17 protein-coding genes and 1 riboswitch are annotated in these 25,913 nt (G+C 45.8%); of the genes, 12 read left to right on the forward strand and 5 right to left on the reverse strand.

All coding sequences use genetic code 11. From position 1 onward, the window contains the following. The first annotated feature begins 203 nt into the window (after positions 1–203). From addB to xdhC, 11 genes are all read left to right on the forward strand, one after another. The gene (gene addB, locus BMX69_RS01105) at positions 204–3,665 is read left to right on the forward strand and encodes a helicase-exonuclease AddAB subunit AddB (protein ID WP_100041308.1); all 3,462 of its coding nucleotides are present in this window, start codon (positions 204–206) and stop codon (positions 3,663–3,665) included. Then, positions 3,655–7,344 carry a helicase-exonuclease AddAB subunit AddA gene (addA, locus tag BMX69_RS01110; protein ID WP_100041309.1) on the forward strand — a complete coding sequence of 1,230 codons (3,690 nt, stop codon included), beginning with the start codon at positions 3,655–3,657 and terminating at the stop codon, positions 7,342–7,344. The genes addB and addA overlap by 11 nt, the downstream gene beginning before the upstream one ends. Before the next feature lie 82 nt (positions 7,345–7,426). Continuing rightward, positions 7,427–8,473 (forward strand): selenide, water dikinase SelD, encoded by a 1,047-nt coding sequence (gene selD, locus BMX69_RS01115; protein WP_100041310.1) that lies wholly within the window; start codon positions 7,427–7,429, stop codon positions 8,471–8,473. Between the two features lie 4 nt (positions 8,474–8,477). Beyond that, complete coding sequence (locus BMX69_RS01120) at positions 8,478–9,620, forward strand: aminotransferase class V-fold PLP-dependent enzyme (protein WP_100041311.1); 1,143 nt, start codon at positions 8,478–8,480, stop codon at positions 9,618–9,620. Continuing rightward, complete coding sequence (locus tag BMX69_RS01125; protein ID WP_025231734.1) at positions 9,617–10,522, forward strand: selenium metabolism-associated LysR family transcriptional regulator; 906 nt, start codon at positions 9,617–9,619, stop codon at positions 10,520–10,522. Before BMX69_RS01120 ends, BMX69_RS01125 begins: the two co-directional genes overlap by 4 nt. Positions 10,523–10,588: 66 nt before the next feature. Beyond that, positions 10,589–10,825: a putative Se/S carrier protein gene (locus BMX69_RS01130; RefSeq protein WP_100041312.1), complete on the forward strand. Its 237-nt coding sequence runs from the start codon at positions 10,589–10,591 to the stop codon at positions 10,823–10,825. 272 nt (positions 10,826–11,097) lie between these two features. Next, a riboswitch (purine riboswitch) is annotated at positions 11,098–11,193 on the forward strand. 151 nt (positions 11,194–11,344) lie between these two features. Further along, on the forward strand, positions 11,345–12,625 hold the full coding sequence (locus tag BMX69_RS01135) for an amidohydrolase family protein (protein ID WP_100041313.1): 1,281 nt from the start codon (positions 11,345–11,347) through the stop codon (positions 12,623–12,625). Between the two features lie 79 nt (positions 12,626–12,704). After that, positions 12,705–14,099 carry an NCS2 family permease gene (locus BMX69_RS01140; RefSeq protein ID WP_100041314.1) on the forward strand — a complete coding sequence of 465 codons (1,395 nt, stop codon included), beginning with the start codon at positions 12,705–12,707 and terminating at the stop codon, positions 14,097–14,099. Positions 14,100–14,287: 188 nt separating this feature from the next. After that, entirely contained in the window at positions 14,288–16,570 is a 2,283-nt protein-coding gene (gene xdhA / locus BMX69_RS01145; RefSeq protein WP_100041315.1) for a xanthine dehydrogenase subunit XdhA, read from the forward strand. A gap of 34 nt (positions 16,571–16,604) precedes the next feature. After that, positions 16,605–17,486: a xanthine dehydrogenase subunit XdhB gene (gene xdhB, locus BMX69_RS01150; RefSeq protein WP_054791404.1), complete on the forward strand. Its 882-nt coding sequence runs from the start codon at positions 16,605–16,607 to the stop codon at positions 17,484–17,486. Next, positions 17,486–17,980, forward strand: coding sequence for a xanthine dehydrogenase subunit XdhC (gene xdhC / locus BMX69_RS01155; protein ID WP_092240116.1), 495 nt, complete (start codon positions 17,486–17,488; stop codon positions 17,978–17,980). The genes xdhB and xdhC overlap by 1 nt, the downstream gene beginning before the upstream one ends. A gap of 80 nt (positions 17,981–18,060) precedes the next feature. On the opposite strand, the gene BMX69_RS01160 is transcribed toward xdhC, so the two are convergent. Next, positions 18,061–18,525 (reverse strand): TspO/MBR family protein, encoded by a 465-nt coding sequence (locus BMX69_RS01160; protein ID WP_100041316.1) that lies wholly within the window; start codon positions 18,523–18,525, stop codon positions 18,061–18,063. A gap of 36 nt (positions 18,526–18,561) precedes the next feature. After that, the gene (locus BMX69_RS01165) at positions 18,562–19,458 is read right to left on the reverse strand and encodes an AraC family transcriptional regulator (RefSeq protein WP_100041317.1); all 897 of its coding nucleotides are present in this window, start codon (positions 19,456–19,458) and stop codon (positions 18,562–18,564) included. Between the two features lie 140 nt (positions 19,459–19,598). Between BMX69_RS01165 and BMX69_RS01170 the strand changes: the two genes are divergently transcribed. After that, on the forward strand, positions 19,599–21,848 hold the full coding sequence (locus BMX69_RS01170) for a glycogen/starch/alpha-glucan phosphorylase (protein ID WP_054791406.1): 2,250 nt from the start codon (positions 19,599–19,601) through the stop codon (positions 21,846–21,848). Positions 21,849–21,918: 70 nt separating this feature from the next. Here the strand turns inward: BMX69_RS01170 and BMX69_RS01175 are convergent, their stop codons facing one another. The 3 genes from BMX69_RS01175 to ygeW all read right to left on the reverse strand — a co-directional run bounded on the left by BMX69_RS01175 (position 21,919) and on the right by ygeW (position 25,821). Beyond that, a complete protein-coding gene (locus BMX69_RS01175) occupies positions 21,919–23,379 on the reverse strand; it encodes a uracil-xanthine permease family protein (RefSeq protein WP_100041318.1) in 1,461 nt (486 codons plus the stop codon). Between the two features lie 194 nt (positions 23,380–23,573). Then, positions 23,574–24,518, reverse strand: coding sequence for a carbamate kinase (gene arcC / locus BMX69_RS01180; protein WP_025231745.1), 945 nt, complete (start codon positions 24,516–24,518; stop codon positions 23,574–23,576). 109 nt (positions 24,519–24,627) lie between these two features. Beyond that, entirely contained in the window at positions 24,628–25,821 is a 1,194-nt protein-coding gene (gene ygeW, locus BMX69_RS01185; protein ID WP_100041319.1) for a knotted carbamoyltransferase YgeW, read from the reverse strand. Between the last annotated feature and the right edge of the window lie 92 nt (positions 25,822–25,913).

The raw sequence follows: 25,913 nt of genomic DNA on the forward strand, positions 1-25,913 counted from the left end.
ATAATGTATGAATGGGTCCGGGGGTTTCATACCTAAGATTTCATTGTTGGAGAAGGAAATCTGTGTTAAGATGATAAACGAACACGAGTTTTGGTTTTGCAAATAGAGGAAACACCCTGTGGGTATCCCTTTACACCCGATAGAGCGGGGTGGGCCCTGCCCAGAGAACATGGGCAAATTACAAGAAAGGAGACGAAAAAGCTATGTCCCTTCAATTGATATTGGGCGGTTCTGGTTCCGGTAAGACCTTCCGCCTTTATACGGAATTGATCCGTCAGTCCATAGAACAACCGGATACCCGGTACTTCGCCATTGTACCGGAACAGTTTACCATGCAGACCCAGAAGGAAATCGTTTCCCTTCATCCAAACCACGGGGTCATGAATATTGATATCGTAAGCTTCAAACGTCTTGCCTACCGGGTATTTGAGGAGCTTGCCATTTCAAGTCCCCAGGTTCTTGACGATATGGGAAAATCCATGGTGCTGCGGAAGGTAGCTGCCAATAAGAAAAAGGACCTGGTCCTTTATAAAGAACATTTATCAAAGTCAGGGTTTATCTCCCAGCTAAAGTCCATGCTGTCAGAGCTTTACCAGTACGGCATAACACCGGAGATGTTAAATGAGGAGATACCTGATACCATAAGTCCTATGCTTCGACAGAAGCTTTCCGATATTTCTATCATTTATCAGGGTTTTAAGGACTACATAAAGGATAAATATATTACCACGGAGGAGATTCTGGATGTGCTGTGCAGGATCCTTCCACGGTCAGAGCTGATTAAAAACAGTGTGATCACCCTTGATGGCTATACCGGCTTCACCCCAGTCCAGTACCGGATCCTGGAGCTGTTTCTCCGCTGCAGCAAACGGGTCATCGTCACAGTGACCATAGACCCTGCCGAAAACATGAGCAGAAAATCCGGCGTTCAGGAATTATTTCACATGAGCCGCCAGATGATCCGTAAATTAAATGAGCTGGCAAAAGAGACAGGGGCCGGGAAAGAGAAGGATATTCTTCTTAAAGATCATCCGGCTGTCCGTTATCTGGGTGAAGCCGGTGGAGAGAACCGGGAAGGACAGGGCTGCGGGGAAAATGCCCTGGATTTTCTGGAACAAAATCTATACCGCTATAGAGGAAAGTCCTGCCGGGAAGGTTCCGGTTCCATACGTCTGGTCAAGGCTTTAAATCCAATGGAGGAAATCGCTTTTGTGATCCGCTCCATGGAAGAGGAGATCCGGGATCAGGGACTTCGTTACCGGGATATGGCGGTCATCACCGGAGATATCCAGGGCTATTCCAACGAAATCATTCATCAGTTTCAGCTAAATGGAATCCCTTATTTCCTGGACAATAAAAAAAGCATATTAAAGAATCCAATGGTGGAGTTAATCCGCGCTGCCATGGAGATCATTCAAAAAGATTTTTCCTATGAATCTGTTTTTCGCTATTTGAGAACCGGCCTCATTGCGGCCAAAGAGGATGAGGAGAAAATAGACCGCCTGGAAAATTATGTCATTGCCATGGGAATCCGTGGATTTAAAAGATGGGATGCCAAGTGGGAAGGCTGGTACCGGGGAGGCAAGGAGCTTAATCTGGAAGAACTAAATGAATTCCGGGAAGCGCTTATTACCCCTTTAAGAAGCTTACGGGAGGCCTTTAGAAACCCGGAATCAACGGTGGCTTCCATGACCGCGGCCGTTACAGCCCTTCTTATGGAGACAGGGATCGAAGAAAAGATGCTGGTCTTTGAAGAAAAGTTCCGGGAAATGGGAGATTTCACCCTTGCCTTGGAATACAGCCAGGTTTATGGGCTGGTCATGGACTTATTTGACCGCCTGGCAGGGCTTTTAGGAGAAGAGCATGTAAGCCGCAGAGAGTATGGGGAAATTCTGGACGCCGGATTTTCGGAGATCCAGGTAGGCCTGATTCCAGCCACCGTGGACCGAGTAGTGGTGGGTGATATCACCAGGACCAGGCTGGATCATATTAAGGTATTGTTTTTTGTAGGGGTCAATGACGGGATCGTGCCGGTAAAAAAGGAAAAAAGCAGCCTGTTTACGGACCGGGAAAGAGAATTTCTGGGAACTCATGATATGGAGCTGGCTCCTACTGCCAGGGAAGAGGGATTCCGGCAAAGATTTTATCTTTATCTGGCCCTTACAAAACCAGAGAAACGGCTGGTTTTATCCTATGCAGCCATGGAGGGCAGCGGGAAAAGCCTGCGTCCTTCCACTCTGGTGGGCGAACTGAAAAGACTGTTTCCTGGACTTTCGGAAGTCTCCCCTTTAAGGACGGCAGTTCCTCTGTCCATGAGAGAGGCAAAGGACCGGCTGGCGACCGGACTCCGCGAGTTCGGAAAAACCGGGGAAGACAGAAAGCTTTTGGAACTTTTTAAGGCATTTCTTTTATCGGAGGACCATAGGGAGGAAGGAAAGCGGCTGGCAGAGGCTGCTTTCTATGCCTATGAACAGAGGGGAATCGGAAAAGCGGCGGCAAAGGCTCTCTACGGTTCCGTCATAAGCGGAAGTGTTACGAGAATGGAGCAGTATGCCTCCTGCGCCTATGCCCATTTCTTAAATTACGGGCTGGAGTTAATGGAAAGGCAGGAATATGAGCTGGCTGCCATGGATATCGGAAACCTGTTTCACGATTCCATTGACTTATGGTTTCAGCGCATGAAAGAAGAAGGAAGGGATTTTAAAACCCTGACTGAGGAAGAGAGGAAACGCCTGGTCCATGAATGCGTAACTAAGGTGACGGAGGAATATGGCAATACCATTTTAAAAAGCTCTGCAAGAAATGCTTATCTGGCAGGCAAGGTGGAACGGATTACGGACCGGACGGTGTGGGCTCTTTCCGAGCAGTTAAAAAAAGGAGATTTTGTTCCGGTGGGATTTGAGGTTTCCTTTTCTGCTGCCGATCAGTTAAATGCCATGAGGATTCCTCTCTCAAAGGAGGAAGCCATTCATTTAAGAGGCAGGATCGACCGCATGGATTTATGCGAGGATGAAGAAGCGGTCTATGTGAAGATCATTGATTACAAGTCAGGAAGCACAGCATTTGACTTAACGGCCCTGTATTACGGCCTTCAGCTTCAATTGGTGGTCTATATGGATGCAGCTTTGGAGATGGAGGAGCGGAAAAAACCGGACAAGCCTGTGGTTCCTGCCGGGATCTTTTACTATAACATCAACGACCCTGTTATTGAAAGAGACGGCGAAATGACAGATGAGGAGATAAACGGGAAGATATTGAAACAGCTTCGCATGAACGGCCTGGTCAACAGTGATTTAGATGCCATCTCTCACCTGGATCATGAGATCGAGACGGAATCCGACGTGATTCCTGTTGCCATGAAAAATGGGATTATTCAGGAAGCCAGGTCATCGGTTGCAGGCGGTAATCGTTTTTCTGCACTCAGGCAGTTTGTGCGGGAAAAATTAACGTCAGAAGGAAGAGAGATCCTTGAGGGGGCCATCGATGTAAATCCCTATAAGCAGGGGAACCGCAGCGCCTGCGATTACTGCCCTTACCATGCGGTCTGCGGATTCGACTTAAAGACAACCGGATATGGTTTCCGGAAATTTAAAGCCTTAAAATCTGAAGAAATATGGCCGGTCATTGAAGGAGAAGAAGAGGAAGGAGAGTCAAATGGCGATTAGCTGGACAGAGGAACAAAAGGCCGTCATTGAGAGCAGAAACAGAAATCTCTTGGTATCGGCGGCAGCAGGAAGCGGTAAGACAGCCGTATTGGTTGAACGGATTATCCGAATGATCACGGAAGGAGAATCTCCGTTAAGGATCGATCAGCTTCTGGTCATGACCTTTACAAAGGCGGCTGCCGATGAAATGCGGGAACGGGTGTTAAAGGCCGTAGATGAAAAGCTTATGGAGAATCCGGACAGCTCCCATTTACAGATGCAGGCAGCCATGATCCCCTATGCCCAGATCACCACCATTGACAGTTTCTGCCTGGGACTTATTAAAGATCATTATAATAAGCTGGATATTGACCCTGCCTTCCGGGTGGGGGATGAGGGAGAGCTTATTCTTTTACGGGCTGATGTGATGAAGGAGATGCTGGAGGAGTATTACGAGAAAGCGGATCCCTTATTTGAGAAGTTTGTGGAAACCTATGCCACGGGAAAGTCTGACAGGGGAATTGAAGATTATATCATGCAGGTGTTTACCTTTTCCCAGAGCAATCCCTGGCCCCTCCAGTGGCTTGACCGGTGCAGGAAAGAGCTTGAAACTTCTGATATGGATCAGATCATGGATACGGGCTGGATGAAATTTTTAATGCAGGATGCCGGGCTTCAGCTATCGGAATTAAAATTTCAGGTGGAAAAGGCCATGGAGGTCTGTGAGGAAGAGAACGGGCCGGAAGCCTATCTGCCCATGCTGGCTAATGACCTCCAGCTGCTGGACCGCTTAAGCCTTGCCGAGGATTATGAGGCGTTTAATGAGCAGTTAAAAAAGGCCTCCTTTGACCGTCTGGCTTCCATTCGGAGCAAGGATATTGATGCAGAGAAGAAGGCGTTTGTAACGGGAATCCGTGACCGGGTGAAAAAGGCGGTTGGAAAGCTTTTTGATTTATACTGCTTTGAATCGCCGGAGGAGGTTCTTTCCGATATCAGGGGAACCAGGGACGCGGTGACGACCCTGCTTCATCTGGCAGGAGAATATGCCCGAAGGTATCAGGAAAAGAAACGGGAAAAGAACCTGGTGGATTTTAATGACTTGGAGCATTATGCTCTGGAGATACTGCTGACAAGGGAAGAGGGTAACACGGTGGCCACTGAGGTGGCAGATGAGCTCAGCAGGCAGTTCGAGGAAATCCTGGTGGACGAATACCAGGACAGCAATGATGTGCAGGAAGCCCTGATCGGCAGTATTTCCAGAGAACGGTTTGGAACTCCCAACGTATTTATGGTTGGCGATGTGAAGCAGAGCATCTACCAGTTCCGTCTGGCAAGGCCCCAGCTGTTTTTAGAGAAGTATGACTCCTACTCGAAAGAGGAAGGAAAATACCAGAAAATCGAGCTGCACCAGAATTTCCGAAGCAGGGATGAAGTCCTTAGAAGCATTAATGAGGTATTCTACCAGATCATGACTAAGAATTTGGGGAATATACAGTATACAAAGGACGCAGCACTCCATCCGGGAGCAGAATTTCCTGAGGAAGAGGGCCGCGCGGGAGAGAAAACAGAATTCCTTATGATCCATGGGTCAGGGAACTTATTAAAGCAGCTTGATGACGATGCCGTCGATTATACCAGCCGGGAGATTGAGGCAAAGGTCATTGCAGGGAAGATCAAAGAGCTTACGGATCCGGTAAACGGTCTTTTAATCTGGGATAAAAGGTTCGGAGGAAAGGGAGGCTACCGCATCGCAGGATATGGAGATGTGGTGATCCTGCTGAGATCCTTAAGCGGCTGGGCGGAAGACTTTGTGAACGTCCTGATGAATGAAGGGATTCCGGCCTATGCGGAACGGAAAACCGGATATTTTACCGCTCCTGAGGTGGAAACCATTCTTTCCATGTTAAATATCATTGACAACCCCATGCAGGATATCCCTCTGGCTGCAGTATTAAAGTCCCCCATTGGCAGGGTGACGGATGAAGAAATGGCTCATTTGATGGCTGTCTGGAAAAAGACGGCTAAAAAAGGCCAGGACAGGGGATTATATGGAGCATGGCAGCATTACAGAAAGGAATATGGAGAGATAGATGATCCGGAATATCGGTCACTGTTTCATAAGCTGGAGACTTTTTCTGAACTGCTTTCCCATTACAGGGAAAAGTCAACCTATCTTTCCATTCATGAACTGCTTTATGATCTGTATGAAGGAACCGGATACTATGATTATATTTCCGCCATGCCGGCAGGAGAAGTCCGGAGGGCCAACCTTGCCATGCTGGTGGAAAAGGCGTCTGCCTATGAGCGGACCAGCTATACCGGATTGTTCCATTTTATCCGCTATATTGAAAACCTGAAAAAATACGATACGGATTTTGGGGAGGCTTCCCTGGCCGGGGAGGAGAACACGGTCCGGGTCATGAGCATCCATAAGAGCAAGGGGCTGGAATTTCCGGTGGTGTTTCTTGCTGGTATGGGGAAAAAGTTTAATAAGCAGGATTCCTATGGAAAGATCCTCATTGATCCGGACTTAGGGATAGGAACTGACCATCTGGACCTTGAACGGCGTGTCAAAGCGCCTACCTTAAAAAAGCATGTCCTGGGTCGAAAAATGAACCTTGGAGCCATGGGGGAGGAGCTTCGTGTGCTCTACGTGGCTATGACAAGGGCAAAAGAAAAGCTCATCATGACCGGACTTGACCGGTATCTGGACAAAAAGCTGGAACGTTTTGCGGATATCATAAGAGTAAAGGGCCAGATTCCCTTTACCATTCTCGGTTCCGCGGATTCCTACCTGGACTGGATGCTCATGAGCCTGTCGGGAAAATATTCTCCTTCCCAAATCCTGAGGGAGGAAGGGGCAGACACCGGGAATCTGATTTTAAAGGAATTGTCGGTTTCCGGTCTGGTAGGAGAAGAGATTGAACGGCAGGCTGAAAAAAAGCTGACAAAGGATGCTCTCCTTTCCCTTGATACGGTCAGGGTTTATGATCAGGAGTTTGCGAAAGACCTAAGGGCTGCGTTTGATTACCGTTATCCCCATGAGGCGGATACCAGGCTTCATACCAAGCTGACTGTATCCGAGTTAAAAAAACAGGGTCAGTTTACGGATGAAGAGGAAAGCGGGTTTCTTCCCACGATTCCTTTATTCCTTAAGGACGAAGGTAAGGAAGAACGCCCGAAAGGTGCATTCCGGGGAACTGCCTATCACAGGGCTCTGGAGCTTTTGGACTTTGGAAAGGTAAGAACAAGAGAAGACCTTCATCATGCCCTGGATGGATTCCGCAGGGATCAGCGGATGGATGAAGAAAGCCTTTCTCTTTTGTCAGAGGATATGCTTCTGGCCTTTTTAAATTCTTCTCTGGGAAACCGGTTGGCTGCAGCCCAGTTGTCAGGACGCTTAAAAAAGGAACAGCAGTTTGTAGTGGGAATACCTGCCCGGGATATGGATGCAGGGGATTCCGATGAACGGATCCTCATCCAGGGAATCATAGATGCCTATATGGAAGAAGAGGGAGGCCTGGTTCTGGTGGATTATAAGACGGATCATATCGGCCCGGGAGAAGAGAACGTGCTGGTAGGGCGGTATCAGATGCAGATGGATTATTATGAGCGGGCGCTGGAACAGATGACAGGGAAAAGGGTAAAGGAAAAAATTATTTACTCCATGACTTTGAAAAAGGAAATCCCCTTGGCTTAAATGCTTTGAAGGGTTGCTAAAAAACGACAATATGTTAAAATAATGATAGAAAATATCTATAAATACAAGGAGAAGAACAGGTATGATACCAGATCAAGAAGTGAGACTTACCCAAATGACGAAAACTGCTGGCTGTGCCGCTAAAATCGGTCCTGGAACCCTTGCCGGGATTTTAGAGAACCTGCCAAAATTTGAGGATCCAAATCTGCTGGTGGGGATTGAAACCTCTGATGACGGTGCCATTTACAAGGTGAATGAGGAGACTGCATTGATCCAGACCCTTGATTTTTTCACCCCTGTGGTGGATGATCCTTATACCTTTGGTCAGATTGCGGCCGCCAATGCACTGAGCGATATATACGCCATGGGTGGAGAACCAAAAGTGGCCCTTAATATTGTAGCTTGGCCAAACTGCGTTAATCCCGCTCTTTTGGGAAAGATTTTAGAAGGCGGAGCATCAAAGGTTCTTGAGGCAGGAGCCGTTCTGGCAGGCGGTCATTCCATTCAGGATGACGAACCAAAATATGGCTTAAGTGTCACCGGGTTTGTTCATCCGGATAAGGTTTTTAAAAACTGTGAAGCCAGGCCGGGAGATGTTCTCATTCTGACAAAGCCTTTGGGAACCGGGATTGTTAACACGGCAGTCAAGGCGGATATGGCATCAGAAGAGGCGAAGCAGGAAGTGATCCGTGTCATGACCTCTTTAAACAGGAAGGCAAAGCAGGTGATCGAACATTATGAAGTTCATAGCTGCACCGATATCACAGGCTTTGGCCTGGCAGGCCATGCTGTCGAGATGGCGGAGGGCAGCGGGGTCACGATTGAGATTACCGTGAAAGACCTGCCTATACAGAAAGAAGCGAAAAGCCTTGCCCAGATGGGACTTATTCCGGAAGGGGCTTACCGGAACCGTTCCTATACAGAGGAAAAGCTGGATTTTGGAGAAGCAGAGGAATATATCCGTGATATTTTCTGTGATCCCCAGACTTCAGGAGGACTATTGATCAGTGTTTCTCCTGAGGATGCAAAAAACATTATGAAGGATTTAAAAGAGGCACAAATGGAGACAGCCTATGGCATCATCGGGCGGGTTGTGGAACAAGAAGGAAAATCAGTAAAGTTGAGGTAAGGCCATGATTTATCTGGATAATGCGGCAACCTCCTGCCAGAAGCCGGAGGAAGTGATAAAGGCGGTAACAGACGCCATGGGCTCTCTTGGGAATTCCGGCCGGGGTGCCCATGGGGCGTCTCTTGATGCGTCCCGCCTGATTTTCGATACCCGCAGGCTCATTGCAGAGTTTTTTCATGCAGGAGATCCTTCCCGGGTGGCCTTTACAGCCAATTCCACAGTCAGCTTAAACATGGCCATCCAGGGCCTGTTTGAACCGGGTGATCATGTGATCACCACCATGATGGAGCACAATTCCGTGCTGCGTCCTTTGTACCGTATGGAAGAGCAGGGGCTGGAGCTTTCCATCCTTCCCGCAGATAAAAAGGGCAGGATCCGGTATGAGGATATTGAGAAGGAAATAAAGCGAAATACAAAGGCAATGGTCTGTACTCATGCCTCCAACTTAACTGGAAATATAAACGACTTAGAAATCATTGGAAGCATCTGTAAAAAGAACGGACTCCTTCTGGTGGCGGATGCTTCCCAGACAGCCGGAGTGTTTGATATTGATATGGAAAAAATGGGGATCCACGTTCTGTGTTTTACCGGACATAAGGGACTTTTAGGACCTCAGGGGACCGGAGGAATCTGTGTCCGTCAGGGAGTTGCCATACGCCCTTTTATGGTGGGAGGAAGCGGAGTAAAAAGCTATTTAAAGACTCAGCCGGAGGAGATGCCGGAGGTTTTGGAAGCGGGAACCTTAAACGGACATGGGATTGCAGGTCTTCACGCAGCTCTTTTGTATCTTGAGAAGACAGGAATCGAAACCATCCGGGAGAGAGAGCTTCTTCTTATGAGACGGTTCTATGAAGGAGTTAAGGATATTCCGGGAGTGAAAGTTTATGGAGACTTCTCAGAAAAAGCCCTTCTTTGCCGTGCTCCGGTGGTGGCTCTCAACATAGGGGATTACGATTCCGGAGAAGTGGCTGACGAGCTGGCCTGCTCCTATGGGATCTATACCAGGGCGGGAGCCCACTGTGCCCCTCTTATGCACCAGGCTCTTGGAACGGTGGAACAGGGGGCAGTGCGTTTTTCCATGTCCCACTATAATAAGGAAGAAGAGATTGACGAAGCCATTCTTGCTGTGAGGGAACTGAGCCTATGAATTTAAAACAATTGGAAGCGTTTGTATGCGTAGCGGAAGGAAAAAGCTTTTCTGCGGCTGCCAAGAAACTATATTTGACCCAGCCTACGGTAAGCGCCCATATCAGCTCTTTGGAAAAGGAATTGGGAGTCCGGCTGTTTGTCCGCACGACTAAGGATGTGGAGCTGTCCAGTGAGGGAGAGCTGCTTTATGATAATGCAAGGCGGATGCTGCAGCTGGAAAAAAATATTCTGAGGGATTTCACTCAGAAGGATTCAAAAGCGGCTAATAAAATCATAGTGGGTGCTTCCACAGTGCCAGGTCAGTATATTCTGCCTCAGATCCTTTCCCTGTTTTCCAGAACCTATCCGGGAAATCAGCTGGAGTTAAGGGAAGCGGACAGCATGGAAGTGGTCCGTATGGTTCAGGATGGGCAGGTGGAAATTGGCTTTACAGGAACCACAGGCTCTGATCCTACCTGTGTATTTGAACCTTTTTATCATGACCGTCTGGTGATTATTACTCCCAATAATGATAAATACCGCCAATATGAGAAAACCGGGTTTCCCATAGAACAGTTTTATGAGGAGCGGTGGATCGTCCGGGAAGAAGGCTCCGGCACGAGAAAAGAAGCGGAACGTTATTTACAGGATATGGGGGTTGATTTAAACCGTCTTGAGATTGTAGCGACCATCAGCAATCAGGAGACTATTAAAAAGTCAGTGGAAGCGGCAATGGGGATTTCCATCATATCCGGAGCTGCTGTGGATGATTATGTAGAGCAGGGCTCCCTGCTTCGGTTTCCGTTGGGGGCCGAAGAGGTTTACCGGAAATTGTACATGGTTTGGAGCAAAAATCACAAACCCGGTAAGGCAGCCAGATTATTCATACGTTTTGTCCGGGAACTTTATGCTTATTTATAGAGTCTTCCTATAAGAACGGAATAACCTATGAAACAGGTATTATTAACGCAGCGCAGGTAAGAGATTATGAGAAAAAAAGAACAAAAAATTGTGATTACGTTCCGTACAACGGCAGAGGCCATTGCCATGGAGTCCCAATGCCAGAAGGAGGGGATACCGGGGCGTCTTATTCCGGTTCCCAGACAGATTTCTTCCGGCTGCGGACTTTCCTGGGCTATGCCGGTTAACTGGGATGGAGAGATAGAAAAATGGATGGAGATGAGGGGACTCCGATATGAGAAGTACGGGGAATATTTGATCTGATCGTTTCAATGGACTATGTGAAATTTTTAACGGATTTAAGTAAAAAGAGTCAGTGGAGAAGGGCTGCGGTTGCTTCTTTATGATTCTTTTTTTTATGCACGCAAGGAAAAAAAGTTATTTATAGAAAAAACCTATGAGTTATTTACCGACAATTATTGGCTAAGTTGGGAAGAATACTACTAATTATAAAAAATGTACAAAAATAAAATGTGTATTGACAAATAGTTGTACAATATGATATAGTCAACCTGTCACAAATTACAGGATTTTTTAGTATCAGTATTCAAGGAACTTATATATGCTCATAATTGGTTGAGCGTCTCTACCAACTACCGTAATAGTTGCCTATAAGTTTCCACGACATAATAAGTCCGGCTTTTTTGCCGTATACTTATAATATGCGTGTGAACAGATGGAAATAGCGGTAGTTTTTTATTGCGTATAATTATCAGAATGTATGGAACGCCGCAATTATGGCTGCCGTATTTTTAATTTTTCTGGTACGGAATAGGAGGTTCTATGACTGGTGGTAAAAATTTTGTGTTAAAAGGGAACATTTGTTACAGTGAAGATGTCCACTCGTTAAAGACGGTGGAGCAGGGGTACCTGATTTGTCAGGACGGGAAGTCGGCAGGAGTTTACAAAGAGCTTCCGGTGCAGTTTGCGGATTATCCTCTGGAAGACTTTGGAGATATGCTCATTGTACCCGGACTTGTTGATCTTCATATCCATGCGCCTCAGTTTGCCTTTCGCGGTTTGGGAATGGATTTAGAGCTTTTGGATTGGCTGAACACCAATACATTTCCGGAGGAAGCCAAGTATGCCGATCTGGAATATGCAAAAAAAGCATATGGAATTTTTGCAGAATCCATGAAAAAAAGTGCTACTACAAGGGCCTGTATCTTTGGAACCATTCACAGGCCGGCCACAGAGCTTTTAATGGACCTGATGGAGGAAACCGGTTTAAAGACCATGATCGGAAAGGTCAATATGGATCGCAATTCGCCGGATTATTTACGGGAACAGGGAGCAGAAGAGTCGGAGCAGGAAACTCTCCTCTGGCTGAAAGAAACAGGATCCAAATATGAGAACGTAAAGCCTATCCTTACACCCCGGTTTATTCCGTCCTGTACCGATGATCTGATGGAACGGCTGGGAAGGCTGCAGAAGGAGCAAGGACTCCCGGTTCAGTCCCATTTGTCGGAAAACCAGGGCGAGGTTAAATGGGTAAAAGAGCTTTGCCCGGCTTCTGAATTTTACGGAGATGCTTATGATCAGTTCGGCCTGTTCGGAGAAAATGGGAAAACCGTTATGGCTCATTGTGTTTCTTCTTCCGAAGAGGAAATTGAATTAATAAAAAATCGTGGGGTTTATGTTGCTCATTGCCCTCAGTCTAATACCAACTTATCATCAGGGATCGCTCCGGTCAGAACTTATCTGGACCGAAAGCTTAATGTTGGGCTTGGAACTGACGTGGCAGGAGGAAGCGGGGAATCCATTTTCCGTGCCATGGCAGATGCCATTCAGGTGTCAAAGCTTAGATGGAGGCTAACGGATGAAAGCTTAAAGCCGCTTACCGTGGAAGAGGCATTTTACCTGGGAACTTTAGGCGGAGGCTCTTTCTTTGGAATGGTGGGAAGTTTCCTGAAAGACTATGAATTTGATGCTTTGGTTTTGGATGACAGCGGTTTGCCTCATCCTCAGGAACTTAACTTAAGAGAGAGACTGGAACGGTTTATCTATCTGTCCGATGACAGGCATTTAAAGGGGAAATATACGGGGGGAAATAGAATTTTTTAGCTTTATTAATTTAAAAAGAACTGCATGGGGCAGATCTTAATACAGCAAAGAAAATATCTAACTATCAAGGAGGTAAAGTATGGAAACACAAAAAAGCGGGGGATTCTTAGAACGGGTTTTTCACTTATCTGAGAATCATACGGATGCAAGGACTGAAATCGTAGCCGGTATTACCACATTTATGACCATGGCTTATATTCTGGCAGTCAATCCAAGCATCTTAAGTGCCGCGGGAATGGACAGTGGAGCTGTATTTACGGCTACTGCACTTGGATCACTGTTTGCCACCCTTTTAATGGCAGGACTTGCAAATTATCCTTTTGTACTGGCACCAGGTATGGGACTTAATGCGTATTTTGCATATACCGTAGTCCTTAACATGGGCTATACCTGGCAGATCGCATTGACCGCCGTATTCGTCGAAGGTATTATTTTCATCATTCTTTCTCTGACGAATGTGCGAGAGGCAATTTTTAATGCAATTCCTATGAATTTAAAACATGCCGTATCCGTTGGTATCGGTTTGTTTATCGCATTCATCGGACTGCAGAATGCAAAGATTGTTGTGGATGGGGCAACTCTCGTTACCATGTATTCTTTCAAGGGCTCCCTTGCGGATGGTTCCTTCAATACCGTTGGTATTACCGTATTATTAGCAATTATCGGCATTCTGATTACGGCCGTGCTGGTAGTAAAAAATGTGAAAGGCAATATTTTGTGGGGTATTATTATTACATGGATTCTGGGTATGATCTGCCAGGCAGTTGGTTTGTACATACCCAATCCGGAACTGGGAATGTTCAGTGTATTCCCTGATTTTTCAGGCGGTTTTGGAATTCCGGATATGTCCCCAACCTTTTTCAAACTGGATTTTACCAAAATCATTTCTCTTGATTTCCTTGTAGTGATGTTTGCATTCTTGTTTGTAGACGTATTTGATACTCTGGGAACCTTAATCGGTGTGGCCTCCAAAGCAGATATGCTGGATAAAGAGGGAAAACTTCCGCAGATCAAGGGCGCATTATTGGCAGATGCCATTGGTACGACCGCAGGGGCATTATGCGGTACCTCTACCATCACTACCTTTGTAGAAAGTGCTGCCGGTGTTGCAGAAGGCGGCAGAACCGGATTAACTGCAGTGGTTTCAGCCATTCTGTTTGGCTTGTCCCTGTTCTTATCCCCGATTTTCTTAGCTATTCCGTCCTTTGCTACGGCTCCGGCTCTTGTAGTGGTAGGATTCCTGATGCTGACTTCCGTCACAAAGGTTGATTTTGTTGATTTTACAGAGGCAATTCCATGCTATATCGCAATTATTGCTATGCCATTTATGTACAGCATTTCCGAGGGAATCTCCCTGGGAGTTATCTCTTATGTTGTTATTAATGTGATAACAGGCAAAGCAAAAGAAAAGAAAATCAGTACCCTTATGTATGTTTTAGCGGTATTATTTGTGCTGAAATATATATTAATATAATAAAAAATTAACCAATAAAGCAGTCTGATTAAAATCAGAATTACCGGTCAACAGACACAGGGACTGGCGGCGACATCACTTTGATAAGCATTTTACGCTTTGAAAAAGTCTCGTCTCCGTCAGTCCTTTTCATAAGGGAAAGACCGGGAAGCTGCTTACTATCAGAATTAAAAATAGGAGGAGTAACTATGATAATCGGAAAAAGTGTTACCCGTGTCGATGCGCTTGATAAGGTCACGGGAAGATCCAAGTACACCGATGATCTTTGTGAGAGAAATGCTTTGATAGCTAAGATTTATCACTCAACCAAAGCCAATGGGGTTGTAACCTCCATTGATACCTCAGAAGCAGAAAAAATACCGGGAGTGGTCAAAGTAGTGACTTGTTTCGACGTACCTAAGATCTATTTCCCAACAGCAGGCCATCCATGGTCAACAGATCCTAGTCACCAGGATGTGGCGGACCGGCTTCTTTTAACGGACCGGGTTCGTTTTTGCGGCGATGACGTGGCAGCAGTAATCGCAGAAAATGAAATAGCTGCAAAGCAGGCAATCGCGGCTTTAAAGGTGGAATACGAGGAATATCCCTTTGTTCTTGACGTCCAGGAAGCCATGGCAGATGGAGCTCCCTGTCTTCATGAGAAATACCCGGGTAACGTATTGGGACATTCCAGCATCAGAAGAGGGAATCTGGAAGAGGCCATTAAAGAACCGGGGCTGACCAAAATTGACCAGTGGTATGACACTCCCGTTGTTCAGCACTGCCATATTGAAAACCATATTTGTTTTGCCAGTATGGAAAACGGAAAAATAACGGTAGTATCTTCTACCCAGATTCCTCATATCGTCCGTAGAGTAGTGGGGCAGGCCCTTGGTATCCCATGGGGAAGCGTCCGCATCATCAAACCTTATATAGGAGGCGGCTTTGGAAATAAGCAGGATGCTTTGTATGAGCCTCTTTGCGCCTATCTTTCAAAGGTGGTGGGAGGACGGCTGGTCAAGCTTGATGTGACCCGGGAGGAAACATTTGTAAGCAATCGTACAAGACACGCGATCCGCAGCCATATCATCAGCTGGGTGCGCCCTGACGGTACATTTGCCGCACGTAAACTGGAGTGCTTTTCCAATCAGGGAGCCTATGCTTCTCACGGACATGGAATTGCAGCAAAGGGCATGAATGCCTTCCCACAGTTATATCCCTGCGATAATATAGAATGCGATGCTTATACAGTATTCACCAATATGCCTGTGGCAGGCGCCATGCGTGGCTACGGAATCCCTCAGGCTATGTTCCCAGTGGAAAGCCAGACCGATGATATTGCTTTGGCGATCGGCATGGATCCGGTGGAATTCCGCCGTAAAAATCTGATGCCCGTAGGCTATGTAGATGGTTTTTCTAAAAACGAAAACTTTTATGATACCTTTAACCAGTGCTTGGAAAAGGGAAAGGCATATATAGATTTTGACCGGAAAAGGAAGGAATACGAAAACCAGACCGGCCCCGTACGCAAAGGCGTTGGCTGCTCGGTATTCTGGTATAACACGGCGGTATGGCCCATCAGTCTGGAATCCGCTTCCTGCCGTATGGTTCTCAATCAGGATGGATCGGTACAGGTGCAGCTGGCGGAGACGGAGATCGGTCAGGGTGCTGATACGGCATTTGCCCAGATGACAGCAGCTACCCTGGGAATTCCTTTTGAAATGGTTCACGTAATTTCCTGCCAGGATACGGATATCACTCCCTTTGGTACTGGTTCCTATGCCTCAAGACAGACCTATGTAGGAGGCTTTGCCATAAAGCAGACGGCGCTCTTATTAAAAGAGCGGATATTAAAATATGCTTATGAGCTGACCCGGATGCCGTCCTTTAACCTGGATATCATAGATGGAAAGATCGTACGGACCACAGATGGAAGAGAACTTATGACCTTAGGTGAACTATCCACGGAGGCTCTTTACAGTCTGTCTCACAGCGAGCATTTGACCTCTGAGAGTACTTATCAGATAAAATCCAATGCCTATTCCTTTGGATGCTGCTTTGCCGAGGTAGAAGTGGATATTCCCATGTGTAAAGTGAAACTGGTTGATATCATCAATGTCCATGACTGCGGCCAGCTGATCAACCCGGCCCTTGCTGAGGCTCAGGTCCATGGAGGAATGAGTATGGGAATCGGCTATGCCCTTTCAGAACAGCTTCTTATTGACGCAAAAACTGGAAAAACTTTAAATGATAATCTGCTGGATTATAAATTGTCTACTACCATGGACCACCCTCATCTGGAGGCCCAGTTTGTGGAAAATTATGAACCTACCAGTGCATTTGGAACAAAGTCTCTGGGTGAACCTCCGGCCTGTCCGGTGGCTCCGGCAATCCGTAATGCCATTTTAAATGCAACAGGCGTGAGCATGTACCAGATACCAATGACATCCCAGGCTTTATTTAAACGGTTCAAGGAAGAGGAACTTTTCTGAACTGTAACAACTTGATAGCAAGGAGGAAGGCTCTATGTATGATATGAAAGCATTATATGAAGCAAATACCGTAGAAGAGGCGGTAAAGCTGCGTATGGAACATCCGGAAGCACAGATCATAGCTGGCGGCAGCGATGTTTTAATACAGATGCGGGAAGGAAAACGTGCCGGTAAGGAATTGATCAGTATTTATATGATCGATGAAATGAGAGGTGTGAAACTTGACGAGGAAGAGGCCATACGCATAGGCTCTCTCACCAGTTTTTCCCATATTACGAAGGATCCGATCATCCAGGAATACATCAACGTTCTTGGAGAAGCAGTAGATATGGTTGGCGGTCCCCAGATAAGAAACATTGCAACAATCGGAGGAAACACCTGCAATGGTGTTACATCAGCAGATTCGGTATCTACGCTTTTTGCATGGGATGCAGTGATCGAGCTGACTGGCCCGGAAGGAATCCGTCGGATCCCTATCAGCGATTTCTATATTAAAGCAGGAACCGTGGATATTAGAGAGGGAGAACTTCAGACGGCAGTGATCATACCAAAGAATAGCTATGAAGGATATAAGGGCCATTATATCAAATACGCCAACAGAAACGCCATGGATATCGCTACCACAGGATGTTCCGTAAATGTCAAGCTGTCAGAGGATAAAAAGACAGTAGAAGACATCAGGATCGCTTTTGGAGTAGCAGGCCCGATTCCCATGCGCACGAAAAGCGCAGAACGACTGGCGAAGGGGCAGCCGGTATCGAAAGAACTGGCAGAAGCCTTCGGAAAAGAAATCCTTGAAGATATCAATCCTCGTGATAGCTGGCGGGCCTCAAAGGATTTCCGTAAGCACATCGCCGTGGAAATGGCAACCCGTTGTTTCATAGAGTCAGTGAAACTTTCAGGAGGTGAGATCTAATGCCGGCACAATATAAATTAGTGAAATGTACCATCAATGGAAAATACACAGAAACAATGGTGGATGTACGGGCTTCCCTTACCGATATGCTGAGGGATGATTACCGCCTGACTTCCGTAAAAAAAGGCTGTGAGGTAGGGGAATGCGGAGCCTGTAACGTGATCATAGATCATGAATGCTTCAATTCCTGCATCTATCTGGCTGTTTGGGCAGATGGAAAAAGTATCACAACCTTAGAAAGCCTTATGGGTCCAAATGGAGAGCTTTCCGACATCCAGCAGGCATTTATCGACGAGGCAGCGGTTCAGTGCGGATTCTGCACGCCGGGATTTATCATGTCAGCGGTAGAAATTTTGGAAAGCGGAAAAGAGTATACCAGAGATGAGCTTAGAAAGCTGATGTCCGGCCATTTATGCCGGTGCACGGGCTATGAGAATATCTTAAATGCGGTAGAGAAAACCATGCTCCGCAGATTAGGAAAATTACCATCCTAAATACAGCTAAAAAGGAACAGTTGAAAAGGAGCAAGGCCAAAGCAACAGAAACGTTGCCGTAGCCTTGCTCCTTTCTTCATTCAATTAAGAAACATAATCCCCAGGTTTAAGTACCCGGTAAATGTGATCCAAAGTAAATAAGGAACTTGCAAAACTGCTGCATCCGGATTGACAGTCCAGAAGGCAGATATCATTTTTACAACAGAGTACCAAAGGAAAAGGAGAATCAAAAATGACAGCAGATAGTTTTTTAGGTTAAAAAACACCAGGCTCCGGAGGAAGTTAAGCAGCAGCTGGATTCCATATAGCCGGAGAGCCTCTCCTTTTCTGTGAGACGGCGAAGAGACGGCAAGATAGGAGCCGAACCCCATGAGGATATATAATGCGGTCCATATGATCGGAAGGAGCCATATTGGGGGAGAAAGGGCAGGGTGATTTAAGGTTTTATATATGGACAAGCCGTTTCTCGTCAAAAATGCTGTCAAAGCCCCAACTCCTAAGGGAATAGCGGTAAAAGCAGATAATTTTATCTGGTTTTTATCCATATGGCTTCACCTGTCTATGATTTGTTACTATCTTATTCAGCCGGAGGGTGGAATATCCATATGCCGTCTGAATTCCCTGGGAGTTATTCCGAATTTTTCCTTAAAGATCCGGTTAAAATAGGACAGATTGTTAAACCCCGTATCCCCTGCAATGGTTAGTACCGAATCCTCAGAGGACAGGAGCAGCCTGGAGGCCATGGTCAGGCGGTAATCATTTAAGTAAGCGGTAAAAGGCATTCCCATCGTGTTCTTAAAAAATCTCATAAAATGAGACTGGCTCATGCCGCAGGCGTCGGATACTTCTTCTATGGAAAGCGGCCTGTTGTAATGCTGTTCCACATATTTAAGGATCTGCCTGGTCCGCTCCAGCTCTTTTTTGGGGCGGGGTGGAGGAGAGGAAGATGACGCTTCATTGCTCCAGAAAAGAAAAAACAGCTCCATTAATTTTCCTTTGATTAACAGCTCATAGCCCTCAGGGAATGTCTCACGGACCTGATCGATCTGGTCTAAGCAGGAAGCGATTCCACTGTAAAAGGGAATGTCTTTTGTCATGTGCACCGGAAGATTTTTCTGTCCCCGGCTGATGGGGGAGAGATAGGATTCCCAGCAGACATCCGGATGCCTGGAGCGCAGCAGATTTAAGTCAAAGATTATATTCTCATACTCCATGGATTCCTGCTTCCACTTTTCGATGGTATGAAGCTTACCAGGGCTGACGACGATGATGTCACCCCCATGGACCTCATAGGGAACAAAATCCACCGATACCAATCCGGTCCCTTTCTTAATGTAGATGAATTCCATCTCATCGTGCCAGTGCAGCGGAACCTTGCTAAAATCCAGGGGTATGGTGCAGGGGTAAGTCAGGTAAGGAAAACCGGAAGGGTCCTGTTCCCGCTTTTCCTGATAGTTTTCGTACTGTATGATATTCATAAAACACCTGTTTTTCGAAAAAGTTAAGTGGTTGATGATAGTATTGTATCATAATATGCCAGAATGCTGCAAGATAAACACCGCCTGGGATACTATAATACAAGAGTAGCGGTATAGAATGCAAAAAAGGAGTGGATTTTATGAATCTTGAGCAACGGATTATTGAAATATACGGTAAAGCGGTAAATCAGTGTTCTAATAAGGAGATATATTCTGCATTGCTGAAAATTGTCCAGGAGGAAGCGGAAAAAAAACGGCAGGAGGAAGGAAAGAAAAAGGTATATTATATATCTGCGGAATTCTTAATCGGAAAACTTCTTTCCAATAATCTGATCAACCTTGGAATGTATGAGGAGGTCCGTCAGGTTCTTATGAAAAATGGCAAAAATATTTGCGAGATCGAGGAAATGGAGCCAGAGCCTTCTCTTGGAAACGGCGGTCTGGGACGTCTTGCCGCTTGTTTTCTGGATTCTATGGCAACCCTTGGCCTAAACGGAGACGGCATTGGTCTTAATTATCATTTTGGTTTATTTAAGCAAAGCTTTGAGGACCATCTTCAGGTGGAGGATCCCAATCCCTGGATAGAGCAGAATGGCTGGCTTACCCGGACAGAAGTCAGTTATCCAGTGACCTTCGGAGGACTGAGCGTTCGTTCCAGAATGTATAATATAGGGGTGACTGGCTATCAGGGACGGACTAACCAACTTCATCTGTTTGACCTGGAAACCATTGATGAGGAGATCATACAAGACGGGATTTCCTTTGATAAAGAGAACATTAAAAAGAATCTGACCCTGTTCCTCTACCCGGATGACAGTGACGAGGCCGGAAGGAAGCTTCGCATTTACCAGCAGTATTTTATGGTCAGCAGCGCTGCCCAGTATATTCTTGATGAGTGCGTTAAAAAGGGCTGCAAACTTTATGATTTACCAGATTATGCGGTGATCCAGATCAATGATACCCACCCCTCCATGGTGATCCCGGAACTGGTACGTCTTTTAACTCTGAGAGGGATTTCCTTTGAAGAGGCAGCGGAGATTGTCAGCAGGACCTGTGCTTACACCAATCATACCATTCTTGCAGAAGCCCTTGAAAAGTGGCCTATGGAATATTTAGAGGAGGCTGTACCCCAACTGGTGCCTGTCATAAAGAAACTGGATAAACAAGCCCGCAACGTTCATCAGGATCCTTCTGTAGCGATCATTGATGAAAAGGATCTGGTGCACATGGCCCATATGGATATCCATTATGGTTTCAGCGTCAATGGAGTGGCGTACCTTCATACAGAGATTCTGAAAAAAAGTGAATTGAAGAAATTTAATGATATTTATCCAGAGAAATTTTCCAATAAAACAAACGGGATCACCTTCCGCAGGTGGCTTCTCCATTGCAATCCTTTGCTTACGCAGCTGATTACCTCCAGAATCGGAGAAGGGTATAAGAAAAACGCCATGGAGCTGGAAAAGCTGGCTGCGTTTGATGATGAAGCAACCTTAAAAGCAATCCTGGATATTAAAAAGCAGAATAAGACAGCGTTAAAGGAATATCTTATGTTAACCCAGGGTGTGGATATCAATGAAAACTCCATTTATGATATTCAGGTCAAGCGCCTCCATGAATATAAGAGACAGCAGATGAATGCCCTTTATGTGATTCACAAGTATCTGGAGATAAAAAAAGGAAACTTACCGTCCGCCCCGGTCACCGTGATTTTCGGTGCCAAGGCAGCCCCTGCCTATGTGATTGCAAAGGATATCATTCACTTGATCCTGTGTCTCCAGGAGCTGATAAACAATGATCCCCAGGTAAGCCCCTACTTGAAGGTGGTGATGGTGGAAAACTATAACGTATCCAAAGCAGAAAAGCTGATTCCTGCCTGTGATATCTCTCAGCAGATTTCCCTGGCATCCAAGGAGGCCAGCGGGACCGGAAACATGAAGTTCATGCTAAACGGGGCAGTGACTCTTGGAACGATGGATGGTGCCAATGTGGAGATCGCAGAGCTGGTGGGAAAGGACAATATTTATATATTCGGAGAATCCAGTGAAACGGTGATCCGGCATTATGAAAAAGCGGATTATGTATCTAAGGAATATTACGAAACGGATGGGGAGATCCGGGAAGCTCTGGACTTTATGGTAGGAGCAGAGATGACTGCTATCGGCCATAAGGAGAACTTAAAAAGGCTCTATGATGAGATATTAAAGAAGGACTGGTTCATGACCCTGTTAGATTACAAAGCTTATTCGGCTGCCAGGGAAAGGATTTATAAGGATTATGAGGATTCTTTTGTATGGGCGAAAAAGATGTTAATCAATATCAGTAAGGCAGGGTATTTCTCTTCGGACAGGACCATTCTTGAGTATAACCGGGATATTTGGAAACTGTAAAATAATAAATGCCCTTCCGCTTTAAGCCAAAGCTTTCAGCGGAAGGGCATTTTGTTATAATTTTGTTTTATTACGCATCCTGCATAGCAGCTTTTGCCATCTCTTTATCTTCTTTACTCATAGGGAAGCAAAGGCTTGCGCAGATTGATACGATACAGCACACGGCAGCCGGTGCGCTTGTTAATGGCGCAATGGCTTCTAATAAAGGCTGAATGAACGCTGGGAAGGTTTCCACGGCCAGACTCATGGAGGTAAGTCCAATACCAAATGACAGTGTAATACCGATAATGGTTACGTTTCTCTCGGAGAAACCAGCTTTGGCAATCATCTTAATACCATTTAATGTAATCATGGCAAATACAGAAATAATAGCGCCGCCCAAAACTGCATCCGGGATGGTTTGGAAAAGAGCTGCCAATTTCGGAATGAGTCCGCACAAAGCCAAGAATATAGCTCCTACGGCAACGCACCATTTGTTAACGATTTTCGTCATGGAGATAATGCCCGCATTCTGTCCAAACGCGGTGTTTGGCAGTGCGTTAAATACAGCTGCTAACATGGATCCACCCGCATCTGCAAGGATGGCACCGGCTGTTTCTTCGGAGGTAGGTTCCCTGTCAAACGCTGCAATGGTGATACCGCCGGTGTTACCGATGGTTTCCAGTCCGGAAATGACATAAAACAGGGCGAAGTTTAAGATACCAGCTATGGAGAATTTGAGGCCGAAATAAAACGGTAATGGTACGGAGACAACTTTAGCCGCTGTAATCGGTGCAAAATCTACCATACCTAAGGCGATAGACACCACATATCCAATAGCCAGTCCAAAAAGTAAAGCGGAATTCTTTACAATGCCTTTGCCATACTTTTGGAGCAATAATACAAGGACAAACACAAATAACGCCATGCCTACATTTTTCATTGAACCAAATACGCCTGTAAATTGATATTTAGCCGGATTCTCGTTATATGCCGCCAAATTAGCTGCTGCGCCTGAACCGCCGTTAAAGTATCGTGCTCCCGCGCTTAATAAGTTTAATCCAATGGCAATGAGCGTTGTTCCCACCACGATCGGTGAAAACAGATTGGCAAGTCTCTTATAGAAGAACCCCATAAATACTTCAACAAGACCACCAACAAGTGAACAGCCAAGAACCAGCGCGTATATATCACGCGGATCGGTCAGCCCCATGGAAGGTGCGATTTGAGTGGCAACAATGGCAGCCACGGAAACAAATGCAAAGGATGTACCCATGACAATGGGTAGATTCGCTCCTATGCGGTAGCTCTTCCCAAGCTTGAGCGGATACAGCTGAAACAAGGTGGTTATACCGGATACAATCATTGCGGAAGATAACATAACGGTCTTATCCGCTGGCTCTAACCCACAGATACCGGCAATGATAAGTATGGGAGCTAAGTTGCCCGTAAACATAGCCAGTATGTGCTGCAAACCTAGTGGGAATGCAGTTTTAAAACTTGGTCTGCCTTCCAGTTGATAGATCAGTTCTTTGTCGTTTTGCTTATTCAAAGATAGTCCCTCTCTTTACTATAGATTTTCAAAGTCTTATAGGGGACTGTTAAGAAGTAATTTGACAGTCCCCAGTCCCCCTTACAAAACCCCTTTTGTAATGACTAATCATGTCTTCTATGATAGCCGACGACTTTGAATCTTGGTATTTTACCTAATGTAAATATTCTATTATAATAAAAAAATTCATAATTTTACTTATGAATGTGAGTTCCGGTCTTCTCTAAGATTCCATCTTTTGCTTTCTCAAGCAAGGTAATGAGCGCTTTACGCCCTTCCTTGGAATCTGCAAATTTCACGGCAGCCTGAACCTTTGGCAGCATGGAGCCAGGAGCGAAGTGTCCTTCTCCAATATACTTGCGGGCATCGTCTGTTGTGATATCGTCCAACCATTTCTCTTCCGGTTTACCGAAGTTTATTGCTACTTTCTCAACTGCTGTGAGGATGATTAAGAAGTCTGCATCCAGTTCCTCTGCCAGCAATTCACTTGCAAAATCTTTGTCAATAACTGCGCTTGCGCCTTTTAAATGATTTCCCTGAAGGGTAACGGGAATACCGCCGCCTCCGCAGGCAATAACCAGCTGTCCTGCTTCCACAAGGGAGCGGATTGCGCCGATTTCAATAATTTCTGAAGGGCTTGGAGAAGCTACCACACGGCGGTATCCCCGTCCTGCATCTTCTTTTGTGATGTATCCGTACTTTTCCTCAGCCAGTTTCGCTTCCTCTGCAGTCATGAAGTGACCGATTGGCTTGCTGGGAGAGTTGAAGGCAGGATCGTTTTCATCCACACGAACCTGTGTGATCATGGTGGTTACAGGAATGTTACTGATGTTCCTGTTTACCAGCTCTTCTCTTAAAGCATTCTGTAAGTCATAGCCGATATAAGCCTGGCTCATGGCTACACAGACGGAAAGAGGAGTGTTTGGCTGTTTGGGATCTTCCCGTGTTAAAGCGCTCATTGCGTTGTTAATCATACCCACCTGTGGGCCGTTGCCGTGAACCACCACTACTTCACAGCCTTCTTCGATCAAATCAACGATTGCTTTTGACGTGATCTTTACTGCAGCCATCTGCTCTGATAAAGTATTACCTAAAGCATTGCCGCCTAACGCAATAACAATTCTTTTCTTCTTTTCCATTTAGTTATCCTCTTAGTTAAGAATTATTTAAAAGGCACACCCGTATCCATTGGTAGGCTGCAGGTGCGCCTGATATTCTTAAATATGGGGCAGCTGCCCCGATGTGAAATTATTCAAAAATTCTCGGTGTTTTTCCAGATTCCAGCTTCTTTAAGATTTCCTGTGGATTCTCAAATTTGCTTAAGAAGATCATAGCTGCGATTACATATGGCTTGTAGCTTGCTTCTTTGTATAATGGATCGCGGTAACGATCGAATACGGAAGCTACAACTTCACCGTCCTTGCAGCTTACATCGTTGATGTCAGCTGGCAAGCAGTGCATGTAAAGTGCCTTGCCATCTTTTGTGGTCTTCATAAGCTCTTCTGTACAGCACCAGTCTTTGTGGCTTGCGTTCTGAGCCAGTAATTCTTTCTCAAGAGCCTTGATGCCGTCTGTATCGCCTTCACCGTAAAGGTTGGTTCTCTTTTCCATAGCTGCGAATGGAGCCCAGCTCTTTGGATATACAACGTCAGCATCCTTGAATGCGTCAGCCATATCGTTGGATACACGGAAGGAACCGCCGGATTTCTCAGCGTTCTTCTTTGCAACTTCAACAACTTCAGGCATAACTTCGTAGCCTTCCGGATGAGCTAAAACAACTTCCATACCCATACGTGTCATTAAGCCGATGATTCCCTGAGGAACGGATAATGGCTTTCCGTAGGAAGGAGAGTAAGCCCATGTCATAGCCAGCTTTTTGCCCTTTAAATTCTCGATGCCGCCCATTTCATGGATGATGTGAAGCATATCAGCCATACTCTGAGTTGGATGGTCAATGTCGCACTGTAAGTTTACTAAGGTTGGTCTCTGCTCTAAGATGCCGTCTTTATTACCCTGGGTAACAGCGTCCATAAATTCATGCATATAGGTATTTCCTTTGCCGATATACATATCATCGCGGATACCGATAACATCTGCCATGAAGGAAACCATGTTAGCTGTTTCACGAACGGTCTCGCCGTGAGCTACCTGGGATTTGCCCTCGTCTAAATCCTGAACTTCCAGACCAAGTAAGTTACATGCGGAAGCGAAGGAGAAACGGGTACGTGTAGAGTTGTCACGGAATAAAGAAATTCCAAGGCCGCTCTCGAATACTTTTGTGGAAATGTTGTTTTCTCTCATAAAGCGGAGAGCATCAGCAACGGTCCAGACAGCTTCCAGCTCGTCGTCGCTCTTTTCCCATGTTAAGAAGAAGTCATTCTCATACATCTCCTTAAAGTTTAAGGAATTCAGTTTGTCAATGTAATCCTGTAAGGTTTTCATATTGTAGTTAGCCTCCTGAATATTATCTTGTTTTATTGTTATCTATCCTTCATGCAGTCTGCCAGGCATTGATTGGGGAAGGAATGATCGGC

This window comes from Lacrimispora sphenoides JCM 1415 (assembly GCF_900105615.1).
Taxonomy (GTDB): domain Bacteria; phylum Bacillota; class Clostridia; order Lachnospirales; family Lachnospiraceae; genus Lacrimispora; species Lacrimispora sphenoides.

Bases quoted from the DNA above. Each gene is read 5' to 3' on its own strand.
- BMX69_RS01130 (WP_100041312.1), top strand. From the start codon at position 10,589: ATGAGAAAAAAAGAACAAAAAATTGTGATTACGTTCCGTACAACGGCA.
- BMX69_RS01165 (WP_100041317.1), bottom strand. From the start codon at position 19,458: ATGAATATCATACAGTACGAAAACTATCAGGAAAAGCGGGAACAGGAC.
- xdhC (WP_092240116.1), top strand. From the start codon at position 17,486: ATGCCGGCACAATATAAATTAGTGAAATGTACCATCAATGGAAAATAC.
- xdhA (WP_100041315.1), top strand. From the start codon at position 14,288: ATGATAATCGGAAAAAGTGTTACCCGTGTCGATGCGCTTGATAAGGTC.
- BMX69_RS01170 (WP_054791406.1), top strand. From the start codon at position 19,599: ATGAATCTTGAGCAACGGATTATTGAAATATACGGTAAAGCGGTAAAT.
- BMX69_RS01160 (WP_100041316.1), bottom strand. From the start codon at position 18,525: ATGGATAAAAACCAGATAAAATTATCTGCTTTTACCGCTATTCCCTTA.
- BMX69_RS01120 (WP_100041311.1), top strand. From the start codon at position 8,478: ATGATTTATCTGGATAATGCGGCAACCTCCTGCCAGAAGCCGGAGGAA.
- arcC (WP_025231745.1), bottom strand. From the start codon at position 24,518: ATGGAAAAGAAGAAAAGAATTGTTATTGCGTTAGGCGGCAATGCTTTA.
- BMX69_RS01125 (WP_025231734.1), top strand. From the start codon at position 9,617: ATGAATTTAAAACAATTGGAAGCGTTTGTATGCGTAGCGGAAGGAAAA.
- selD (WP_100041310.1), top strand. From the start codon at position 7,427: ATGATACCAGATCAAGAAGTGAGACTTACCCAAATGACGAAAACTGCT.
- BMX69_RS01140 (WP_100041314.1), top strand. From the start codon at position 12,705: ATGGAAACACAAAAAAGCGGGGGATTCTTAGAACGGGTTTTTCACTTA.
- BMX69_RS01135 (WP_100041313.1), top strand. From the start codon at position 11,345: ATGACTGGTGGTAAAAATTTTGTGTTAAAAGGGAACATTTGTTACAGT.
- xdhB (WP_054791404.1), top strand. From the start codon at position 16,605: ATGTATGATATGAAAGCATTATATGAAGCAAATACCGTAGAAGAGGCG.
- ygeW (WP_100041319.1), bottom strand. From the start codon at position 25,821: ATGAAAACCTTACAGGATTACATTGACAAACTGAATTCCTTAAACTTT.
- addB (WP_100041308.1), top strand. From the start codon at position 204: ATGTCCCTTCAATTGATATTGGGCGGTTCTGGTTCCGGTAAGACCTTC.
- addA (WP_100041309.1), top strand. From the start codon at position 3,655: ATGGCGATTAGCTGGACAGAGGAACAAAAGGCCGTCATTGAGAGCAGA.